17 protein-coding genes and 2 tRNA genes are annotated in these 20254 nt (G+C 57.7%); 2 read left to right on the plus strand and 17 right to left on the minus strand.

Annotated features, from left to right (window positions below; translation table 11 throughout):
* The first annotated feature begins 44 nt into the window (after positions 1-44).
* Entirely contained in the window at positions 45-2978 is a 2934-nt protein-coding gene (locus tag J2Y83_RS24460; protein ID WP_253399154.1) for a DUF748 domain-containing protein, read from the plus strand.
* 173 nt (positions 2979-3151) lie between these two features.
* Here J2Y83_RS24460 and J2Y83_RS24465 read toward each other — a convergent pair whose 3' ends face one another.
* The 16 genes from J2Y83_RS24465 to rlmE form a co-directional block, all read right to left on the minus strand.
* Positions 3152-3754 (minus strand): BON domain-containing protein, encoded by a 603-nt coding sequence (locus J2Y83_RS24465; RefSeq protein WP_253399155.1) that lies wholly within the window; start codon positions 3752-3754, stop codon positions 3152-3154.
* Positions 3755-4048: 294 nt separating this feature from the next.
* Positions 4049-6154: a polyribonucleotide nucleotidyltransferase gene (gene pnp, locus J2Y83_RS24470; RefSeq protein WP_253399157.1), complete on the minus strand. Its 2106-nt coding sequence runs from the start codon at positions 6152-6154 to the stop codon at positions 4049-4051.
* A 195-nt stretch (positions 6155-6349) separates the two neighbouring features.
* Positions 6350-6619 carry a 30S ribosomal protein S15 gene (gene rpsO / locus J2Y83_RS24475; protein ID WP_003176135.1) on the minus strand — a complete coding sequence of 90 codons (270 nt, stop codon included), beginning with the start codon at positions 6617-6619 and terminating at the stop codon, positions 6350-6352.
* A 159-nt stretch (positions 6620-6778) separates the two neighbouring features.
* Entirely contained in the window at positions 6779-7696 is a 918-nt protein-coding gene (truB, locus tag J2Y83_RS24480; RefSeq protein WP_253399159.1) for a tRNA pseudouridine(55) synthase TruB, read from the minus strand.
* A gap of 3 nt (positions 7697-7699) precedes the next feature.
* Positions 7700-8095 carry a 30S ribosome-binding factor RbfA gene (gene rbfA, locus J2Y83_RS24485; RefSeq protein WP_247395694.1) on the minus strand — a complete coding sequence of 132 codons (396 nt, stop codon included), beginning with the start codon at positions 8093-8095 and terminating at the stop codon, positions 7700-7702.
* 159 nt (positions 8096-8254) lie between these two features.
* Positions 8255-10780, minus strand: a complete 2526-nt coding sequence (gene infB, locus J2Y83_RS24490; RefSeq protein WP_253399161.1) for a translation initiation factor IF-2 — start codon at positions 10778-10780, stop codon at positions 8255-8257.
* Positions 10781-10807: 27 nt separating this feature from the next.
* Positions 10808-12289, minus strand: coding sequence for a transcription termination factor NusA (gene nusA / locus J2Y83_RS24495; protein WP_253399163.1), 1482 nt, complete (start codon positions 12287-12289; stop codon positions 10808-10810).
* 47 nt (positions 12290-12336) lie between these two features.
* Positions 12337-12795, minus strand: coding sequence for a ribosome maturation factor RimP (rimP, locus tag J2Y83_RS24500; RefSeq protein ID WP_007993601.1), 459 nt, complete (start codon positions 12793-12795; stop codon positions 12337-12339).
* Between the two features lie 141 nt (positions 12796-12936).
* Positions 12937-13013, minus strand: a tRNA-Met gene (locus J2Y83_RS24505).
* Between the two features lie 96 nt (positions 13014-13109).
* A tRNA-Leu gene (locus J2Y83_RS24510) sits at positions 13110-13195 on the minus strand.
* A gap of 22 nt (positions 13196-13217) precedes the next feature.
* Positions 13218-13601, minus strand: coding sequence for a preprotein translocase subunit SecG (gene secG, locus J2Y83_RS24515; protein WP_078835321.1), 384 nt, complete (start codon positions 13599-13601; stop codon positions 13218-13220).
* A 4-nt stretch (positions 13602-13605) separates the two neighbouring features.
* Positions 13606-14361, minus strand: coding sequence for a triose-phosphate isomerase (gene tpiA / locus J2Y83_RS24520; protein WP_253399165.1), 756 nt, complete (start codon positions 14359-14361; stop codon positions 13606-13608).
* A 66-nt stretch (positions 14362-14427) separates the two neighbouring features.
* Positions 14428-15765 carry a phosphoglucosamine mutase gene (gene glmM / locus J2Y83_RS24525; RefSeq protein ID WP_247395688.1) on the minus strand — a complete coding sequence of 446 codons (1338 nt, stop codon included), beginning with the start codon at positions 15763-15765 and terminating at the stop codon, positions 14428-14430.
* A gap of 16 nt (positions 15766-15781) precedes the next feature.
* Positions 15782-16633 (minus strand): dihydropteroate synthase, encoded by an 852-nt coding sequence (folP, locus tag J2Y83_RS24530; RefSeq protein WP_253399173.1) that lies wholly within the window; start codon positions 16631-16633, stop codon positions 15782-15784.
* 8 nt (positions 16634-16641) lie between these two features.
* The gene (ftsH, locus tag J2Y83_RS24535) at positions 16642-18552 is read right to left on the minus strand and encodes an ATP-dependent zinc metalloprotease FtsH (protein WP_247395686.1); all 1911 of its coding nucleotides are present in this window, start codon (positions 18550-18552) and stop codon (positions 16642-16644) included.
* 200 nt (positions 18553-18752) lie between these two features.
* Entirely contained in the window at positions 18753-19403 is a 651-nt protein-coding gene (rlmE, locus tag J2Y83_RS24540; RefSeq protein WP_247395685.1) for a 23S rRNA (uridine(2552)-2'-O)-methyltransferase RlmE, read from the minus strand.
* A 106-nt stretch (positions 19404-19509) separates the two neighbouring features.
* Between rlmE and J2Y83_RS24545 the strand changes: the two genes are divergently transcribed.
* Positions 19510-19818 (plus strand): YhbY family RNA-binding protein, encoded by a 309-nt coding sequence (locus tag J2Y83_RS24545; RefSeq protein ID WP_017139256.1) that lies wholly within the window; start codon positions 19510-19512, stop codon positions 19816-19818.
* 21 nt (positions 19819-19839) lie between these two features.
* Here the strand turns inward: J2Y83_RS24545 and J2Y83_RS24550 are convergent, their stop codons facing one another.
* Entirely contained in the window at positions 19840-20232 is a 393-nt protein-coding gene (locus tag J2Y83_RS24550; protein ID WP_253399175.1) for an MFS transporter, read from the minus strand.
* Positions 20233-20254 lie beyond the last annotated feature (22 nt).

Genomic DNA, 20254 nt, shown 5'->3' on the forward strand with positions numbered 1-20254 from the left:
CCATACTCCAAGGCACTCCTGTTCAACGTAGATGGCGCCGCCCCATGCCCAAAGGATTGATTCGCGCCACTGGCGCCTTGTTGACTGCTGTCGCCCTATACAGCTTGCTGGGCTTTTTGATTTTGCCCGGCATTGCCCTTCGCATAGCCAACCAACAGTTGGCCAACTACGCTACGGTGCCGGCGCGCATCGAGCGTATCGAGCTCAACCCGTTCAGTCTGGAACTGACGCTGTGGGGCCTTAAAATCGGCGAACCCGGCAAGGAACAAGTGGGTTTCGAGCGGCTGTACGCCAACCTGCAACTCGACAGCCTGTGGACCCGCGCCCTGCACCTGGCCGATGTGCAACTCGACAAACCCAAGACCGAGTTGCTGTTCGACAAGTCCGGCCAGTTGAACCTCGCGCAGTTGTTCAAACTGCCGCCCAGCGAACCGACCCCGGCAGACCCCAACGCCAAGCCGTTCCCGCTGCGTATCGAGCGGATCAAGCTGGCAGGCGGCTATCTGCATTTCCAGGACCTGCGTCCCAGCGAGCCGATCGAGTTCCTCTACGACAAACTCGACTTCGAGCTGAAGAACCTCAGCACCCTGCCGGAAGACAATGCCGACATGACCCTGGTCGCCGCCGGCCCGGAAGGCGGGCAGATCGACTGGAAGGGTAACGTCAGCCTGGTGCCGATCACCTCCAAAGGCACCCTGAAAATCACCGACGGCAAGATGAAAGCCTGGTGGCCCTACGTGCGTGACGCACTGCCGTTGGTGCTCGAAGACGGCGTGCTCAACTTCAGCACCGATTACACATTCAGCCTGGCCAAAGAGACCGAGCTGAACCTGACCAACACCGCCGCCAGCATCGCGCCGTTCGCCATCAAGGCGCCGGATGGCCGGCCGCTGGTACGCCTGGAACGCCTGGACGTCAGCGAAACCACGATCGACCTGGCCAAGCAGCAAGTGATAGTCGGCAAGATCCGCAGCAACAAGCTGGAAACCTGGGCCGCCCGCGAAGCCGATGGGCAACTGGACTGGCAGAAACTGTTCGCCAGCCAGCCGAGCAAGCCGGCCAAGGCGCCGGAACCGGCCAGCGCGCCGGCGGCTGCCGACTCGCCAAAACCCGCTGCCGCAGCGCCCAGCAAACCTTGGCAAGTCCTGCTCAAGGATGTGCAACTGCGTAACTATCAGGTCCACCTGGCCGACCGCCAGGCCAAACCCGCCGTTGCACTGGAACTGGGCCCGCTGAACGTCGATGTGCAGAACTTCGACAGCCTCAACGGCAACCCCTTTACCCTCAAGGTCGACACCGGCCTGGGCAAGCAAGGCAAGATCCAGGCAACCGGCGAGGTCAACCTCAACCCGGTCAGCGCCAAGCTGAAAGTGAACACCCAGGATATCGACCTGCGGGTCGCGCAGTCCTATATCAGCCCGTTCATACGCCTGGAGCTGCGTAGCGGCATGCTCGGCAGCAACCTCGATGTGAACCTGAAAAGCACCGAGCCACTGGCCCTGCAGATCACCGGCCGGGCGCAGGTCGATCAGTTGCACACCCTCGACACCCTCAAGACCCGCGACTTCCTAAAATGGCAGCGCCTGGTATTGGAAGGCGTGAACTACCAGCATGGCAACAGCCTGTCGATCGACAAGGTCAACCTGCTGCAGCCCTACGTGCGTTTCATGATCAATGATGACCGCACCACCAACGTCGACGACCTACTGATCCCACAGCCGGCCAACAGCGGCGCCAAGCCGGCGGCCAAGGCGGCTGCCAGTAACGAAAAACCTCTGGGTATTCATATCGGGCAGATTGCGATCAACGACGGCTCGGCGAACTTCGCCGACTTCAGCCTCACGCCCAACTTCGCCACCGCGATTCAACAGCTCAACGGGCAGATCGGCACCATTGACAGCCGCCAGGCCAAACCGGCCAGTGTCGACATCAAGGGCAAGGTGGATCGCTATGCCCCGGTCACCATCAAAGGCAGCGTGAACCCGTTCGATCCGATGGCGGCGCTGGATATCGCCACCAGCTTCAAACGTGTCGAACTGACAACCTTGACGCCCTACTCGGGTAAATTCGCCGGTTTCCGTATTCGCAAGGGTCGCCTTAACCTCGATCTGCATTATGTGATCATCAAAGGCCAGTTGAAGGCCGAGAACAAAGTGGTGGTCGAGCAACTGCAACTGGGTGAGAAGGTCGACAGTGCCGACGCAGTAGACCTGCCGATTCGCCTCGCGATCGCTCTGCTCAAGGACTCTGACGGCAAGATCTCGATTGAGCTGCCCGTCAGCGGCGACTTGAATAATCCGCAATTCAGCGTGATGCCGATCGTGTGGCAGACCTTGCGCAACCTGGTGGTGCGCGCAGCAACGGCGCCCTTCAAGTTTATCGGTGGGCTGGTGACCGGCGGTGGTTCGGAGGACCTCGGCAATGTCTCGTTCGCCGCAGGCTCCAGCGAACTGAACAAAGACGCCGAGGGCGCCCTGAACACCCTGGCCAACGCCCTCAAGGAGCGCCCAACCCTGCGCCTGGAAATCGAAGGCACCGCGGCTGCCGACAGTGACGGCAAGTTCCTGGCAGCGCAGCGCCTGGAGCGTGAATACCAGTACAACTACTACAAGATACTGCAGCGCCGTGGCGACAAGGTTCCGGCCCAGGCGTCCTTGCTGCAAGTACCGGAAAAGGAAAAAGCCCCGTTGCTCGAAGGTATCTACCGCACCCGCCTGAAACAACAACCACCGGCGGAATGGAAAAACCTGAGCGACGATGAGCGCACGGCCAAACTGAAGGACGGCGTGATCAAGTTCTGGAGCGGCAGCGACGTGCTGTTGCGCCAGCTCGGTCAGGACCGCGCGAGCACCATCAAGGACTACCTGGTGGACAAAGGGCAGTTGGAAGATGACCGGGTGTACTTCATCGATGCCAAACTGGGCCAAGCCGAGAAGGATGGCCGGGTGATAACGCCGATGCATCTGGACGCCGAGTAACCCCCGATCGTCATACACCGACGAAATGCAGAATAGAACAGGCCCCGACACATGTGCCGGGGCCTGTAATGACCACATCCCTATGGTCGGTCGCATGAACCCGTGAGGTGCATTGAGTGGATATCTAACTCACTCGTTGCCGCCGACGCCTAGTTCAGACGATTGATTGGGCGTTACTCTGCTTTCAGGCCATCGGCCGATACAGCTTTCACGCCTTTGATTTTCTTGGTGATGTTCACCGCGGTAGTTTTCTGCGCTTCAGTCACTGCGACGGAAGACGACAGGGAAACTACACCCTTGTTGGTTTCGACTTTGATGTCGGTACCAGGAATACCTTTCTCGGTGACCAAGTCAGCCTTCACTTTGGTAGTGATCCAAGTGTCCGAAGTGGCTTCCTTGGATTTGTCGATGTTGTCAGCTTTTACCGCACCGCCAGCCAGCAGGCCGTCAGCGGACACTGCGGTGACACCCTTGATACGCTTGGTGATGGCTACGGCAGTGGCTTTCTGCGAGTCGGAGATGGCAACGCTCGAAGACAGGGAAACCACACCTTTGTTGGTCTCGACCTTGATGTCCGAACCTGGGATGCCCTTTTCGGTCAGCAGGTCAGCTTTGACTTTGGTGGTGATCCAAGTGTCCGAGGTGGACTCTTTGGCTTTGGTCATTTCGCCAGCAGCCAGCGTCATAGGCGCCTGGGAGGTTTGAGCGAAGGCAACGTTGGCCATGGCCAGGGTCAGAGCGGTAGCAGTTGCGGTAGCGAGAGCGAACTTCTTCATACGAGTAACTCCTGTTTTATTAAAAGTCTGCAGTGTGTGTACCTTGATGCTGCAGCGTTAACAGGAATATTGCAGGCACTGTGCCAAGTCGAATCATACAAATAAAACCTTTAAAAACAACTAGTTAAGAGTTTTACCAGTTTTCGCATTCGTGCAATTTGCATGAAGCGGATCGTGCCTGCATGCAAGTTGCGGTTTTTGGATGTGATTAAGCGCCTGATTTTTCGGCATTTTCCTGCGTGCATAAAAAAAGGACTCCGAAGAGTCCTTTTTCAGCGTGAAGCCTGCGGGTGTTTAAACGCCCGAAGCCTTGGCTGCTGCCACGTCTTTGATGGACAGCTTGATGCGGCCGCGGTTGTCCACGTCCAGTACCAGCACTTCCACTTCCTGGCCTTCTTTCAGAATGTCGGTCACTTTCTCAACACGAGCGTCGCTCAGCATGGAGATGTGAACCAGACCGTCTTTGCCCGGCAGGATGTTGACGAATGCGCCGAAATCGACGATGCGCTCAACTTTACCGACGTAGATCTTGCCGATCTCGGCTTCGGCAGTGATGCCCAGAACGCGCTGACGCGCCGCTTCTGCAGCTTCCTTGGTTTCGCCGAAGATCTTGATCGAGCCGTCGTCTTCGATATCGATCGAAGCCTTGGTCTCTTCACAGATCGCACGAATGGTCGCGCCGCCTTTACCGATGACATCACGGATTTTGTCGGTGTCGATTTTCATCGCGATCATGGTCGGAGCATTTTCCGACAGTTCGGTACGGGACTGACCAATGATCTGGTTCATCTGACCGAGGATGTTCAGGCGCGCTTCCAGGGCTTGGCCCAGAGCGATTTCCATGATCTCTTCGGTGATGCCCTTGATCTTGATGTCCATCTGCAGCGCGGTCACACCTTTGGAGGTACCGGCTACCTTGAAGTCCATGTCGCCCAGGTGATCTTCGTCGCCCAGGATGTCGGTCAGGATGGCGAACTTCTCGCCTTCTTTAACCAGACCCATGGCGATACCGGCAACCGGTGCCTTCATTGGCACACCAGCGTCCATCAGTGCCAGGGAAGCACCGCAGACCGAAGCCATGGAGCTGGAACCGTTGGACTCGGTGATTTCCGACACCACACGGATGGTGTACGGGAACACGTCGGCGGCAGGCAGCATGGCCGCAATCGAACGACGGGCCAGACGGCCGTGACCGATTTCACGACGACCAGCACCACCCATGCGACCACACTCGCCCACCGAGAACGGAGGGAAGTTGTAGTGCAGCATGAACGGGTCTTTTTTCTCGCCTTCCAGGGTGTCCAGCAGTTGTGCGTCACGGGCAGTACCCAGGGTCGCAACGACCAGGGCCTGGGTTTCGCCACGGGTGAACAGCGCCGAACCGTGAGTCTTCGGCAGAACGCCGACTTCGATGTTCAGCGGACGCACGGTGCGAGTGTCGCGACCGTCAATACGTGGCTTGCCGTTCACGATGTTTTCGCGAACGGTGCGGTATTCGATTTCACCGAAAGCCGCTTTGACGTCGCTGGAAGAAGGCTGGCCTTCTTCACCGGACAGCTTGGCCACGACCTGATCCTTCAACTCGCCCAGGCGAGCGTAACGGTCGGCCTTGACGGTGATGGTGTAGGCCTGGGAGATCGCTTCGCCGAATTCGGAGCGGATAGCGCCCAGCAGTTCGGTGGCTTCGGCTTGTGGAGCCCAGGCCCAAGTTGGCTTGGCAGCTTCGGCAGCGAGTTCTTTAACGGCGTTGATCACAACCTGGAACTCGTCGTGAGCAAACAGTACAGCGCCCAGCATCTGGTCTTCGGTCAGCTCTTTGGCTTCCGATTCAACCATCAATACGGCTTCCGAGGTACCGGCAACGACCATGTCCAGGCTCGAGGCTTTTTGCTGCTCGTAAGTCGGGTTCAGCAGGTAGCCGGTGCTTTCGTGGAAAGCAACGCGCGCGGCGCCGATCGGGCCATCGAAAGGAATACCGGAGATGGCCAGGGCAGCCGAGGTACCGATCATCGCAGCGATGTCCGGATCGGTCTTTTTGCTGGTGGAAACGACGGTGCAGACAACCTGCACTTCGTTCATGAAGCCTTCTGGGAACAGCGGACGGATCGGACGGTCGATCAGTCGGGAAGTCAGGGTTTCTTTCTCGGAAGGACGGCCTTCGCGCTTGAAGAAACCGCCAGGGATCTTACCGGCAGCGTAAGTCTTTTCCTGGTAGTGAACGGACAGAGGGAAGAAGCCTTTGCTTGGGTCCGCGTGCTTGGCGCCAACAACGGTCACCAGTACGGTAACGTCGTCGTCAACGGTAACCAGCACTGCGCCGGAGGCTTGACGGGCGATACGGCCTGTCTCGAGGGTAACGGTCGACTGACCGAACTGAAATTTTTTGATAACCGGGTTCACGGTGTCCTACCTTCTTTGTGGCTCTTGGGGAACTTGTCTTCTTGCGAAATTCTTGGGCAATGTCGGGAATCGGCCCAACCCTTGTCCAGGGGTAAAACGTGTATCCAGATAAAACTTGAGGCTGGAAGCCTGCCATGGGCCAGCGGGAATCCCACTGACACACGACAAACAACCAACCTCTAGCGCAATCGCTTATTAGCGACGCAGACCCAGGCGACCGATCAGAGCCTGATAACGACCCAGATCCTTGCCTTTCAGGTAGTCCAGCAGCTTACGGCGCTGGTTTACCATGCGGATCAGACCACGACGGGAGTGGTGATCTTTACCGTTGGCCTTGAAGTGACCTTGCAGCTTGTTGATGTTGTGGGTCAGCAGTGCAACTTGCACTTCTGGCGAACCAGTGTCACCAACAGCTTGCTGATAGTCAGCTACGATTTGTGCTTTTTCTTGAACGTCGAGAGCCATGAGGCAATCCTTTTTTCAGGAAACCACCCAAAGGGCAGTTTCAACAGGCCAGGGACAAATCCCTGTATCTAAAAATGAGTAGTGACCGTGCCTGCTAACAGCCACCCTCGTTCCAGTTTGCATAAAAACTACTGCGCTTTTACCACAAACTGGTTCCGGTCATTCTGACCGAATCAGTCGACGCGGCGCGATGCGCCCGTCTTCGCTCACTTCACCGATACCGATAAAGCGACCGTTATGATCCTGTACCCGCACCATGCCGAATTTCGGGGCGTCCGGGGCACGTACCGGCTGGCCGTTGAGCCAGTAGAACGCGCTGTGCTCCGAAAAGTGCAGCAATGGCCAATCGAGCAAACCGCTGTCCGATGGCATCAGAAAGCGATCAACCGCTTCATTGCCGCCTTCGGCGTGTACCGCTTCCAACTCTTCCAGCGTAACCGTCTGGGCCAGACTGAAAGGGCCGGCCTGGGTGCGTCGCAGTTCAGCAACATACGCGCCGCAACCGAGCGTTTCACCAATATCTTCCACCAGGGTACGGATATAGGTGCCTTTGCTACAGTCCACGGCCAGGCGTGCGGTGTCGCCTTCACAGGCGAGCAATTCCAAGCGCGCAATAGTAACAGAACGCGGTTCGCGCTCCACTACTTCGCCCGCACGTGCCAGCTTGTAAAGTGGCTGCCCATCCCGCTTGAGCGCCGAGTACATCGGCGGTATCTGGCTGATTTTCCCACGAAAAGCGGGCAAAGCAGCCTCGATATCAGCACGACCAACGGTCACGTCGCGAACCTGCAAAACATCACCTTCGGCATCGGCCGTGGTGGTGGTCTTGCCCAGTTGCATCAGGGTTTCGTAACCCTTGTCGGAATCGAGCAGGTATTGCGAGAACTTGGTGGCCTCGCCAAAGCACAACGGCAACACGCCGGTGGCCAGCGGATCGAGGCTGCCGGTGTGGCCGGCCTTCTCGGCATTGAGCAGCCAACGGACTTTCTGCAACGCCGCATTGGAGGTAAAGCCAATGGGTTTATCGAGCAGAATGATGCCGCTGACGTTGCGACGGATACGTTTGACCTGAGCCACCGCTTACTCCTTGGCGTCTTCAGGTGTGGACGGGTGCTGATTATCCTCAGCCACGGCGCGCTCGATCAGTGCCGACAGATGCGCACCACGCACGACGCTTTCGTCGTAGTGGAAGTGCAACTGAGGCACGCTGCGCAGCTTCATTTCGCGGGCCAACTGCATGCGCAGGAAACCTGCAGCCGAGTTGAGCACCTTGATGCTTTGCGCAATTTCTTCGCTGCTGTCCTCACCCATCACGGTGATGAAGATTTTGGCGTGACCCACGTCACGGCTCACGTCAACGGCGGTGATGGTGACCAGGCCAACACGAGGGTCTTTGACTTCGCGACGGATCAGTTGGGCCAGCTCGCGCTGCATCTGATCGCCGATACGCTGGGTACGGCTGTATTCTTTTGCCATGTCTTGTTACCTGTTACTGCCACACGGTGAAACCCGTGGGGTCTGAAAGCGGCAAACGCCCGGCCTGACAAAAGCCAGACCGGGCGTTGCGTTTAGAGTCCGGACGCTGCGCGGGGCATTTGCATGCCCACACACGGCGTGGCTCCTGAAGTGCGCGAGTTAGAGGCTGCGAGCAACCTGAACCTTCTCGTAGACTTCGATCTTGTCGCCAGCCTTGACGTCGTTGTAGCTCTTGACGCCGATACCGCATTCCATGCCGGCACGTACTTCGGAAGCGTCATCCTTGAAGCGGCGCAGGGATTCCAGCTCGCCTTCGAAGATAACGATGTCTTCACGCAGTACACGGATTGGACGGTTACGGTGCACAACACCTTCGATAACCATGCAACCGGCGATCGCGCCGAATTTCGGCGAGCGGAACACGTCACGCACCTCGGCGATACCCAGGATGTTCTCCCGAACGTCGCTGCCAAGCATGCCGGTAAGGGCTTTCTTGACGTCTTCGATGATGTCGTAGATGACGTTGTAGTAACGCATGTCCAGGCCTTCCTGCTCGACGATCTTGCGAGCGCCAGCATCGGCACGCACGTTGAAGCCGAACAGTACAGCGTTGGAAGCCAGTGCCAGGTTGGCGTCGGACTCGGTGATACCACCGACACCGCCACCGACGACACGCACTTGCACTTCGTCGTTACCCAGGCCGTTCAAGGCGCCGTTCAACGCTTCGAGGGAACCACGAACGTCAGATTTGAGGACGATGTTGAGCGTCTTCTTCTCTGCCTGGCCCATGTTTTCGAAGATGTTTTCCAGCTTGCCGGCGTGAGCGCGAGCCAGTTTGACTTCGCGGAACTTGCCTTGACGGAACAGAGCCACTTCACGGGCTTTCTTCTCGTCCGCCAGCACGCTCATCTCGTCGCCAGCGTCCGGGGTACCGTCCAGGCCGAGGATCTCGACAGGGATGGAAGGACCGGCTTCCTTGATTGGCTTGCCGTTCTCGTCGAGCATGGCACGTACACGGCCGTAGTTCGAACCGACCAGCACCATGTCGCCTTGACGCAGGGTGCCGTCTTGAACCAGAACGGTTGCGACCGGGCCACGACCTTTGTCGAGACGCGACTCAACCACAACACCGCGACCTGGGGCCGATGGCGTCGCTTTCAGTTCGAGTACTTCAGCTTGCAGCAAGACCGCTTCGAGCAGTTCGTCCACGCCAGTACCGACTTTCGCCGAAACCGAAACGAACGGCGTATCACCGCCCCACTCTTCAGACGTCACGCCGTGAACCGACAGTTCGCTACGGATGCGATCGAGATCGGCGCCCGGCTTGTCGATTTTGTTCACGGCCACAACCAGTGGAACACCTGCGGCCTTGGCGTGTTGGACAGCTTCAATGGTCTGCGGCATCACGCCGTCGTCCGCTGCAACCACCAGGATCACGATGTCAGTCGCCTTGGCACCACGGGCACGCATTGCGGTAAACGCGGCGTGACCTGGGGTGTCGAGGAAGGTGACCATGCCGCGATCGGTTTCAACGTGGTACGCGCCGATGTGCTGGGTGATACCGCCGGCTTCGCCAGCAGCTACCTTGGCACGACGGATGTAGTCGAGCAGCGATGTCTTACCATGGTCAACGTGGCCCATTACGGTCACAACTGGCGCACGGGAGAACGTCTCACCTTCAAACTTCAGGGACTCGGCCAGGGAATCTTCCAGGGCGGTGTCGCTGACCAGGGTCACTTTGTGGCCCAGTTCTTCGGCTACCAGTTGAGCAGTTTCCTGATCAAGCACCTGGTTGATGGTCGCTGGAGTACCCAGTTTGAACATGAACTTGATGATTTCAGCAGCCTTGACCGACATCTGATTGGCGAGATCGCCAACAGTGATGGTCTCGCCGATCTGCACATCACGCACGACAGGGCCGGTTGGGCTCTGGAAACCGTGGGCGTTGCGTTTTTTCAGCTTGGCCTTGCCGCGACCACCACGACGGAAGCTATCGCTTTCTTCGTCGGTAGTACGTGGCGCAACGCGTGGAGCAGGCGCTTTCTCTTTGACCGAGGCGCGATGCGGAGCGTTTTTGCGCTCGCCATCACCGCCGCCACCGCGACGACTATTATCGTCGGCACGTGGTTTGTCCGGACGACGAGGTTCGTCACGCTTGCGGGCGTCAGCAGCAGGTGCTGGTGCAGCGGCAACCGGAGTGGCCTCACGCACAGCTTCTACTGGCGCAGCAGGAGCGGCGACCGCTTCAGTACCAGCAGGTTGCGCAGCAGTAGGCTGGCGACGCGCTTCTTCTTCGGCGCGACGCTTGGCTTCTTCTTCAGCCTTCTGACGAGCAGCATTTTCTACTGCGCGACGCTCTTCCAGATCGCGTTTGCGCTCGGCTTCGATTTCTTCCGGGCTGCGCTGTACGAAGACTTTCTTCTTGCGTACTTCAACGCTGATGCTCTTGCTACCAGCAACACGCAGGGTGCTGGTGGTTTTGCGCTGCAATGTAATCTTGCGCGGTTCTTCCACTTTCGCCTTGTGGCTGCTCTTCAAGTGAGTCAGCAAAGACTGCTTCTCACTATCGCTCACACCTTCATCGGCGGCGGTGTGCGGCAGACCTGCCTCACGCATCTGCTGCAACAGGCGCTCTACCGGTGTTTTGACCTCATCGGCCAGTTGTTTCACCGTGACTTGCGTCATGCACTTCTCTCCTCAGGCCGCGCCTAATTACTCGAACCAATGGGCTCGGGCGGCCATGATCAACTTGCCGGCACGATCATCGTCAATGCCGTCGATGTCGAGCAGATCGTCAATAGACTGCTCGGCCAGGTCTTCGCGGGTAATTACGCCGCGCACCGCCAGTTCCATCGCCAAATCCTTGTCCATACCCTCAAGCGAGAGCAGGTCTTCGGCCGGATGGGCGTCTGCCAGCTTTTCCTCAGTAGCGATGGCTTTAGTCAACAAACGATCCTTGGCCCGAGCGCGAAGCTCGTTGACGGTGTCTTCGTCAAAGCCATCGATGTTGAGCATTTCTTCCAACGGTACGTAGGCAATCTCTTCCAGGCTGGTGAAGCCTTCATCTACCAGCACCTGCGCCAGGTCTTCGTCGACTTCCAGCTCGTCGATGAAGTTGCGCAGGATGTCACCGGTTTCAGCTTGCTGCTTAGCCTGGATGTCCGATTCGGTCATCACGTTCAGGGTCCAGCCGGTCAGTTGGCTGGCCAGACGCACGTTCTGACCTCCACGACCAATGGCCTGAGCCAGATTGTCAGCGCCAACGGCGATGTCCATGGCATGGGCATCTTCGTCAACGATAATTGCCGCCACTTCAGCCGGCGACATGGCGTTGATCACGAACTGCGCCGGGTTATCATCCCACAGGACGATATCCACACGCTCACCGCCCAACTCGCCCGACACTGCCTGGACGCGCGAACCGCGCATACCAATGCAAGCGCCCTGCGGGTCGATGCGTTTGTCCTTGGAGCGGACCGCGATCTTGGCGCGCGAACCCGGGTCGCGGGCCGCAGCCATGACTTCGATCAGGCCTTCGGCGATTTCCGGCACTTCGATACGGAACAGCTCGATCAGCATTTCCGGCGCGGTACGCGACAGGATCAACTGAGGGCCGCGGTTCTCAGTGCGGATTTCCTTGAGCAACGCACGCAGACGCACGCCGACACGGAAGGTTTCGCGAGAGATGATGTCTTCGCGGGCCAGCAACGCTTCGGCGTTGTTGCCCAGGTCAACGATCACGTTGTCGCGGGTGACTTTTTTCACGGTGCCGGAGATGATTTCCCCCAGGCGCTCGCGATAGGCGTCAACGACTTGAGCACGCTCGGCTTCGCGAACCTTCTGCACAATGACCTGCTTGGCAGTTTGCGCAGCAATACGGCCGAACTCGATCGATTCGATCTTTTCTTCGACAACATCACCGACATTGGCGCCAGGGTGCGTTTCAGCAACCTTGCTCGGCCAGGTTTCGATGGCCGGATCATCAAGATCGGCTTCTTCAACGACCGTCCAGCGACGGAAAGTCTCATAGGCACCGGTGTGGCGGTTGATTTCCACACGCAGATCAACTTCGTCTTCAAAACGCTTTTTGGTAGCAGTGGCCAGGGCCAGCTCCAGCGCTTCAAAAATCACGTTTGCCGGTACGCCCTTTTCATTGGATACCGACTCAACAACCAGCAGTACTTCTTTGCTCATCGTACGCCTCGCCTTTCGCAAGCCATTGGATCCGCGGGATCCGCGTCTCAGTCAAAACTGGGAATAATGTTGGCCTTGTCGATCATATCGATCGGCAACAGGAACTCATGGTCTTCTACTTGCACCACGACATCCTGCTCTTCTACACCGCGCAGAAGGCCCTGAAAATTGCGCCGCCCTTCAAAGGGCGATCGCAGCTTGATTTTCACTTGTTCACCGGCAAATTTTGCAAACTGCTCGAGAGTGAACAGTGGGCGTTCCATGCCAGGCGAGGAAACTTCGAGGGTGTACTCAACAGCGATTGGATCTTCAACATCCAGGACACCACTGATCTGACGGCTGACAATGGCACAATCGTCCACCAGCACGCCGCCCTCTTTATCAATATAAACGCGCAACATTGAGTGGCGACCTTGAGCCGAAAACTCAATACCCCAGCATTCATAGCCCAGGGCCACGACCACCGGGGCCAGCAAGGCCTGCAACTCTTCTAGCTTGCTCGACACCTGAACCCCCTCGTGCATGTATGTGCATGCTGTGCAAAATAAAAAAATGGGCGAAACGCCCATCCTTGAAACGCCGTCGAATAGCGGCGTTGAAAGTGTCCAGCTAACAAAAAGCCCCTTAATAAGGGGCTCCGCTAAAACTGGTTGCGGGGGCCGGATTTGAACCGACGACCTTCGGGTTATGAGCCCGACGAGCTACCAGACTGCTCCACCCCGCGACAAAGCTGGGGCGGAAGTATACGACCGATCCCTTGCAGGGTCAATGTAACCTTCCACCTACAAGAAAGCCCGCAACAGCGGGCTCTCCTGATAATTGGTACCGAGAAGGGGACTCGAACCCCTACACCCTATGGGCACAACCACCTCAAGGTTGCGTGTCTACCAATTCCACCACCTCGGCAATACAGCGTTTACAACCCTTCTTACTTTTGCTCTTGAGCTGGAGGTACGTCAGTCGCTGGAGTAGCCGACTTTTGCTCTTGAAGCACCGGGACATCATCAGAAGCCGGCTTTGCTTTTGGTACTTCCAACACTGCTGGGTTTGGCAAACCTACTTGAGTCAGCACATGAGCTTTCTCTTTAGCAAAGTAACCTAACCCTAAGCTGGTTATGAAGAAACCTGCGGCAAGTATAGCAGTAAACTTACTAAGAAAGGTAGAGGAACCTTGGCTTCCGAATACAGTATTTGAAGCACCTGCACCGAAAGACGCACCAGCATCCGCACCTTTACCCTGTTGCAACAAAACCAGGGCAATTACGCCCAGGGCAGCCAACAGATGAAAAACGACTACGACTGTTTCCAGCATTTTTTCAGTTTCCCGCGGCGCGACAAATCGCACCGAACTCATCTGCATTCAGGGAAGCTCCACCAATGAGCCCCCCATCGATATCCGGCATGCCGAACAGTTCGACCGCATTGGCCGCCTTCACGCTGCCGCCGTATAGAAGCCGCACACCTTGTGCGACCTCAGAATTCTCTGCCGCCAACTGTGCGCGGATGGCTGCATGCACATCCTGCGCCTGTTGCGGTGTTGCAGTCAGCCCGGTGCCAATGGCCCAGACCGGCTCGTAAGCAATGACTGCCTTCGCAAACGCACCAACACCCAACTCTTCGATGATGCTGCCCAACTGACGCGAGACAACCTCAAAGGTATTGCCCGATTCACGCTGCTCAAGGGTCTCCCCTATGCACAACACTGGAATCAAGCCACAAGCCTGTGCCGCCGCGAACTTGCGATTGAGTGTTCCGTCACGCTCGCCCATCAACTGACGGCGCTCGGAGTGCCCAATAAGCACATAGGAACAACCCGCATCAACCAACTGACTTGGCGAAATCTCACCTGTCAGCGCACCTTGCATGGGTTCCATCGCAGAATTCTGCGCACCGATCTGAATCGACTTACCTTTCAAGCCATCAACCACTTGGTTGATATGCAAGCAAGATGGAAAAACCGCGACATCAACACCGCTCGGCAAAGCCAAATGACGAAGGCCATTGATCAGCTCAGCGACACTGGCGCGGGTACCGTGCATCTTCCAGTTACCAGCTACCATAGTGCGACGCATGCTGTACCTCGTCGGTCAAAGTGGGCGCAGATGTTACCCAACCACATCATCACTGGCAAGCCGAATTCAGGCGCAAACTTCAGTTACCAGTTTTGCCAGGTCTTCGGCATGGCCGCGAACCTGGGTTTCGTCCTCGCCTTCGACCATGACGCGCACCAGAGGCTCTGTGCCAGACTTGCGCAGCAACACTCGCCCACGCCCCGCCATTGCCAGGGTCACGCGCTCGCAGGCCGCTTTGACAGCCGGATGTTCGATCGGGTTGTCGCCACCGGAAAAACGCACATTGAGCAGCACCTGCGGGCACTTGCGCAAGGCCTGACGCGCCTGGGCCAGGCTCTCCTGGCGACGGCGCAACGACAACAATACCTGCAGCGCTGCAATGATCGCGTCGCCCGTGGTGGTGTGCTGGAAGCACACGACATGGCCGGAGTTCTCGCCACCGATCTGCCAATTGCGCTCCTGCAGCTCGGCAATTACATAGCGATCCCCGACATTGGCCCGCACAAAAGGAATTCCCAGCTCGGCCAGCGCCAACTCCAACCCGAGATTGCTCATCAGCGTGCCGACAACACCACCCTGCAGCCGATTACGCTCATGCAGGTCGCGAGCAATGATGAACAGCAGGTCATCGCCATCAACCACGGCGCCGGTGTGATCCACCATCAAGACGCGGTCGCCGTCACCATCAAAGGCAATACCCAGGTCCGCATGCTCGGCGAGGACGGCAGCCTGCAGTTGTTCCATATGCGTGGAGCCGCAGTTGTCGTTGATGTTCAACCCGTTAGGCTGGGCCGACAGCACCGTCACTTCCGCACCCAGCTCCTTGAATACGCTCGGCGCCACCTTATAGGTCGCACCATGAGCACAGTCGACGACGATCTTAAGCCCGGCGAAATTGGTGCTGCTTGGCACACTGCTCTTACAGAACTCGATATAACGGCCAGAGGCGTCATTGATCCGCGACACCTTGCCCAACTTGCTGGACTCGACCACCGTCATCGGCGCATCCAGCAGCTCTTCGATCATCAACTCGATCTCGTCCGGCAGCTTGGTGCCCTGCCCCGAGAAAAACTTGATGCCGTTGTCATCATGAGGATTGTGCGAAGCACTGATCACAATACCGGCCTCAGCGTGAAAGGTACGCGTCAGGTAAGCGATCGCCGGGGTCGGCATAGGGCCCAGCAGCATCACATCAGCCCCGGCGGCGGACAATCCAGCCTCCAGCGCAGACTCAAACATATAGCCCGAGATACGCGTGTCCTTGCCTACCAGGATGCGACACGCGCCCATGCTGCGGAACGCCATGCCTGCCGCCCAACCCAGCTTGAGCATGAAATCGGGGGTAATCGGAAACTCGCCGACCCGACCACGAATACCGTCGGTGCCAAAGTATTTCTTTGTCATAAGTGCTCCATCATTCTTATTCGGCCGATTCTACTGCGGCAAGCATGCGGACAACATCCACGGTCTCGGCGACATCATGCACCCGCAAGATGCGCGCACCCTTGGTCACAGCAAGTGCCGCAAGCGCCAACCCGCCATAAAGCCGCTCGCCCACCGGACGATTCAGCGCCTGACCTATCATGCTCTTGCGCGAAACGCCGACCAACAAAGGCCGACCCAGGGCATGCAAGGCTTCCATATGCTTGAACAGACTTAGATTGTGCTGCAGGGTCTTGGCGAAGCCAAACCCCGGATCGAGGATGATCTTGTCGGCAGCGATCCCTGCTGCGGCGCATTGAGCAATGCGATCAGCCAGGAACCCACTCACTTCGCCAACCAGATCATCGTAGTGCGGATTATCCTGCATATTGCCGGGCTCACCCAGCATATGCATCAGACAGACCGGCAGGCCGGTAGCCGCGGCAGCGTCCAGCGCGCCATCACGTCGCAACGAACGCACATCGTTGATCAGCCCCGCCCCCAGGCGAGCCGTTTCGCGCATCACGGCCGGGGTCGATGTATCCACTGAAATGATCACATCCAACTCGCGAGCGATGCGCTCGACGATCGGCGCCACCCGCTCCAACTCCTCCACGGGAGAAACAACGCGAGCGCCAGGCCGGGTCGACTCGCCGCCGACATCGATCAAGGTCGCACCCGCCGCCACCATCGCCTCGGCGTGACGCAACGCAGCATCGAGCTGATTGAAGCGGCCACCATCGGAAAAGGAATCGGGGGTTACATTAAGAATGCCCATGACATGTGTATGGGCCAAATCAAGAACCCGGTTGCCGCAAGGCAACCGGGTAGAGGACGACGCAGAAGTCATTTCAAACCTTAGTGGTCAGCTGCAGGACCGCCGATCGGGTTTTCAGGGCGTTCGTTCTGAACCACTGGCGGCGTGCCAGAGGTGCCCGAACCACCTTCCCAATCGCGAGGTTCACGCGGTGTACGGCCAGCCATGATGTCGTCGATCTGGTCGGCATCAATGGTTTCGTACTTCATCAGCGCATCCGCCATAGCATCAAGCTTGTCGCGGTTTTCGGTGAGGATCTGCTTGGCCGTGCCGTAGCACTGGTCAATGATGCTGCGCACTTCGGAGTCGATCAGCTTGGCTGTCTCACCGGAGAAGCTGGCACTTTGACCGCCACCGCCACGCCCCAGGAACACTTCGCCTTCTTCCTCGGCGTACATCAAAGGGCCGAGTTTTTCCGACAAGCCCCACTTGGTCACCATGTTCCGCGCAATCTGGCTGGCGCGCATGATGTCGTTGGAAGCGCCGGTGGTTACACCGTCAAAGCCCAGGGTCATCTCTTCGGCAATTCGGCCACCGTACAGCGAGCAGATCTGGCTGATCAGCGCACGCTTGGAGAGGCTGTAGCGATCCTCTTCCGGCAGGAACATGGTGACACCCAGCGCCCGACCACGAGGAATGATCGACACTTTGTACACCGGGTCATGCTCAGGCACGACGCGCCCTACGATAGCGTGACCCGCTTCGTGATAAGCGGTGTTCTGCTTCTCTTTCTCGGACATGACCATGGATTTGCGCTCGGCGCCCATCATGATCTTGTCTTTCGCCAGTTCGAACTCTTTCATTTCAACGATGCGTTTGCCGGTACGGGCCGCAAATAGCGAAGCCTCGTTCACCAGGTTGGCCAGGTCAGCACCGGAGAAGCCTGGCGTACCGCGGGCAATCACGGCCGGAGCCACGTCGTCGCCCATCGGCACTTTACGCATGTGTACTTTCAGGATCTGTTCACGACCACGGATATCCGGCAAGCCAACCACGACCTGACGGTCGAAACGGCCTGGACGCAGCAATGCAGGGTCCAGTACGTCCGGACGGTTGGTTGCGGCAATGACGATGATGCCGTCATTCATTTCAAAACCATCCATCTCCACCAGCAACTGGTTGAGGGTTTGCTCACGCTCATCGTGACCACCGCCCATGCCAGCACCACGATGGCGACCGACGGCGTCGATTTCATCGATAAAGATGATGCATGGTGCGTGTTTCTTGGCCTGCTCGAACATGTCACGAACACGGCTGGCACCGACACCAACGAACATCTCGACGAAGTCCGAACCGGAAATGGTGAAGAAAGGCACTTTGGCTTCGCCGGCAATGGCCTTGGCCAGCAAGGTTTTACCGGTCCCCGGAGGGCCAACCATCAGCACGCCGCGAGGAATGCGACCGCCCAGACGCTGGAATTTGCCCGGATCACGCAGGAACTCGACCAGCTCGCCCACTTCTTCCTTGGCTTCGTCGCAACCGGCGACATCACCCAGGGTTGTCTTCACTTGGTCTTCGGAGAGCAGGCGCGCCTTGCTCTTGCCGAAACTCATCGGCCCGCCCTTGCCTCCCGCACCACCTTGCATCTGGCGCATGAAGAACATGAACACGGCAATGATCACCAGGATCGGGAAGCTCGCCACCAGGAGTTGAGTCCAGATGCTCTGCTGCTCAGGCAGCTTGCCTTCGACAACCACGTGGTTATCCACCAGGTCGCCGATCAGACCGTTGTCCTGGATCGCCGGACGAATGGTCTTGAAGCCGTCGCCATCGCTGCGCTTGCCGGTAATCACGTAGCCATCAACCGCTACGCGCTCGACCTTGCCATCCTTAACTTGCTGGATGAAGTCGGAATAGTTGAGGGTCTGCGGCTCGTTAGGGCTGGAGAAGTTGTTCATCACCGTCACCAGGACAGCCGCGATGATCAACCACAGGATCAGATTCTTTGCCATATCGTTCAATTAACTACCCTCTGAAGCAAGCTCCGCTACTGGCGCGCGCTTCGCATGATATTCACCAGCCTAACTTACTACATTACCTACAACTCTGGCAGGCACCGTCTGTAACCCTTTGTGAAACTTTGACTACACAATATTCGTAAAGCTTCGTGACGAAAGCGATATAAAAAAACCTATCGACTCCCTTCAAACCCTCAAAGACGCTCATCACTGGCTGCGCCTTCGATCCCGCGGAACCCCCGCGCCAGCAGATATTGCTCGCGAGACCGGTCCCGGGAAGAGTCCGGTTTGCGCATCTGCACCTTGTCAAACAGCTTGCGGATGTTCTTGTGGTACTCGTCGAAACCCTCACCCTGGAAGACTTTGACCAGGAAATCACCACCCGGACGCAATACCCGCCCCGCCAGATCCAGCGCCAACTCGCACAGGAACATGGCTCGCGGCATATCAACAGCCGGTAATCCACTCATATTGGGGGCCATGTCGGAAATCACAAGGTCCACCTGCGAATTTCCCACCGCCTGCAGGATCTCCGCCAACACCGCGTCCTGGGTAAAGTCACCATGAACGAAGGTCACATCCGGGATGCTGTCCATCTCCAGAATGTCGGAAGCGATCAAGCGGCCTTGACCACCAATCAGACGACTGGCCACCTGAGACCAGCCACCTGGGGCGGCCCCCAGGTCGATCACGCTCATGCCGGGGCGGAACAATTTGTCCTTTTCCTGCAGCTCAAGCAGCTTGTAGCTGGCCCGGGAGCGGTAGCCGTCCTTTTGCGCCTTTTTGACGTAAGGGTCGTTGAAATGCTCTTGCAGCCACTTAAGGCTAGTTTTGGAACGGGCCACGGGCCACCTCGAAAAATAAAACGGGTCGTGATTAACTGGGCGGTCCCGGACTCGCTCGGGTAAACTGGCCGCCGCTTTTTACAAGATCAGACGCAGGGGTCAGATTATGCCGCTCACTCAAGAGCAGAAGAAACAGTACAAATCCATTGGCCACCATCTGAAACCAGTTTTGATCGTGGCCGACAACGGTTTGACTGAAGGTGTGTTAGCCGAACTTGAACGCGCATTGGGCGATCACGAACTGATCAAGATCAAGGTCAACATCCTTGACCGCGAAGCGCGCCTGGCCGCCATTGCAGAACTGTGCAAGGTTGGCAAGGCAGACCTGGTTCAGGTCATCGGCAAGATGGCGCTGCTGTATCGCAAGAACTTCAGCGTCAACAAGCAACTGTCGAACGTTCATCGCTTCAAATGACAACAAGGGTCACGGGCGTGCTTAGCGCGCCCCGCCACTCCACCCCGGCGCCGGTTGCATCACCAGCACCAGACCGGAAAACCCTAGCACAAGATAGCTGAATAGCTGCCAGCGCAACGCTTCCGGCAGCCACACATGCACGATGCAATACATTGCACACGCATACAGCGCCATCAACAGCAGTTGGCCGCGAATATCCCGCCACAAACTCCCCAAGCCTTCGGCCTTGATCAGCACCAGCGCCTGAAGCGTCACGCACGCCGCCGCAAAACCCACCAGCAGCGCACTCAGTAATCCATTGATCTCATCGATCAACAAAGGCGCCAGGCCAATCAGGCCCAACGCCGGTAACACGCCAATATGCAGCAACCACAGGCCGCCCACCCAAAGCATCTGGGCAAACTGCCAAAGCATGGCGCCCGCACGAAGCGGGCGC

The sequence above is a fragment of the Pseudomonas marginalis genome, assembly GCF_024169655.1.
Taxonomy (GTDB): Bacteria; Pseudomonadota; Gammaproteobacteria; order Pseudomonadales; family Pseudomonadaceae; genus Aquipseudomonas; species Aquipseudomonas paraveronii.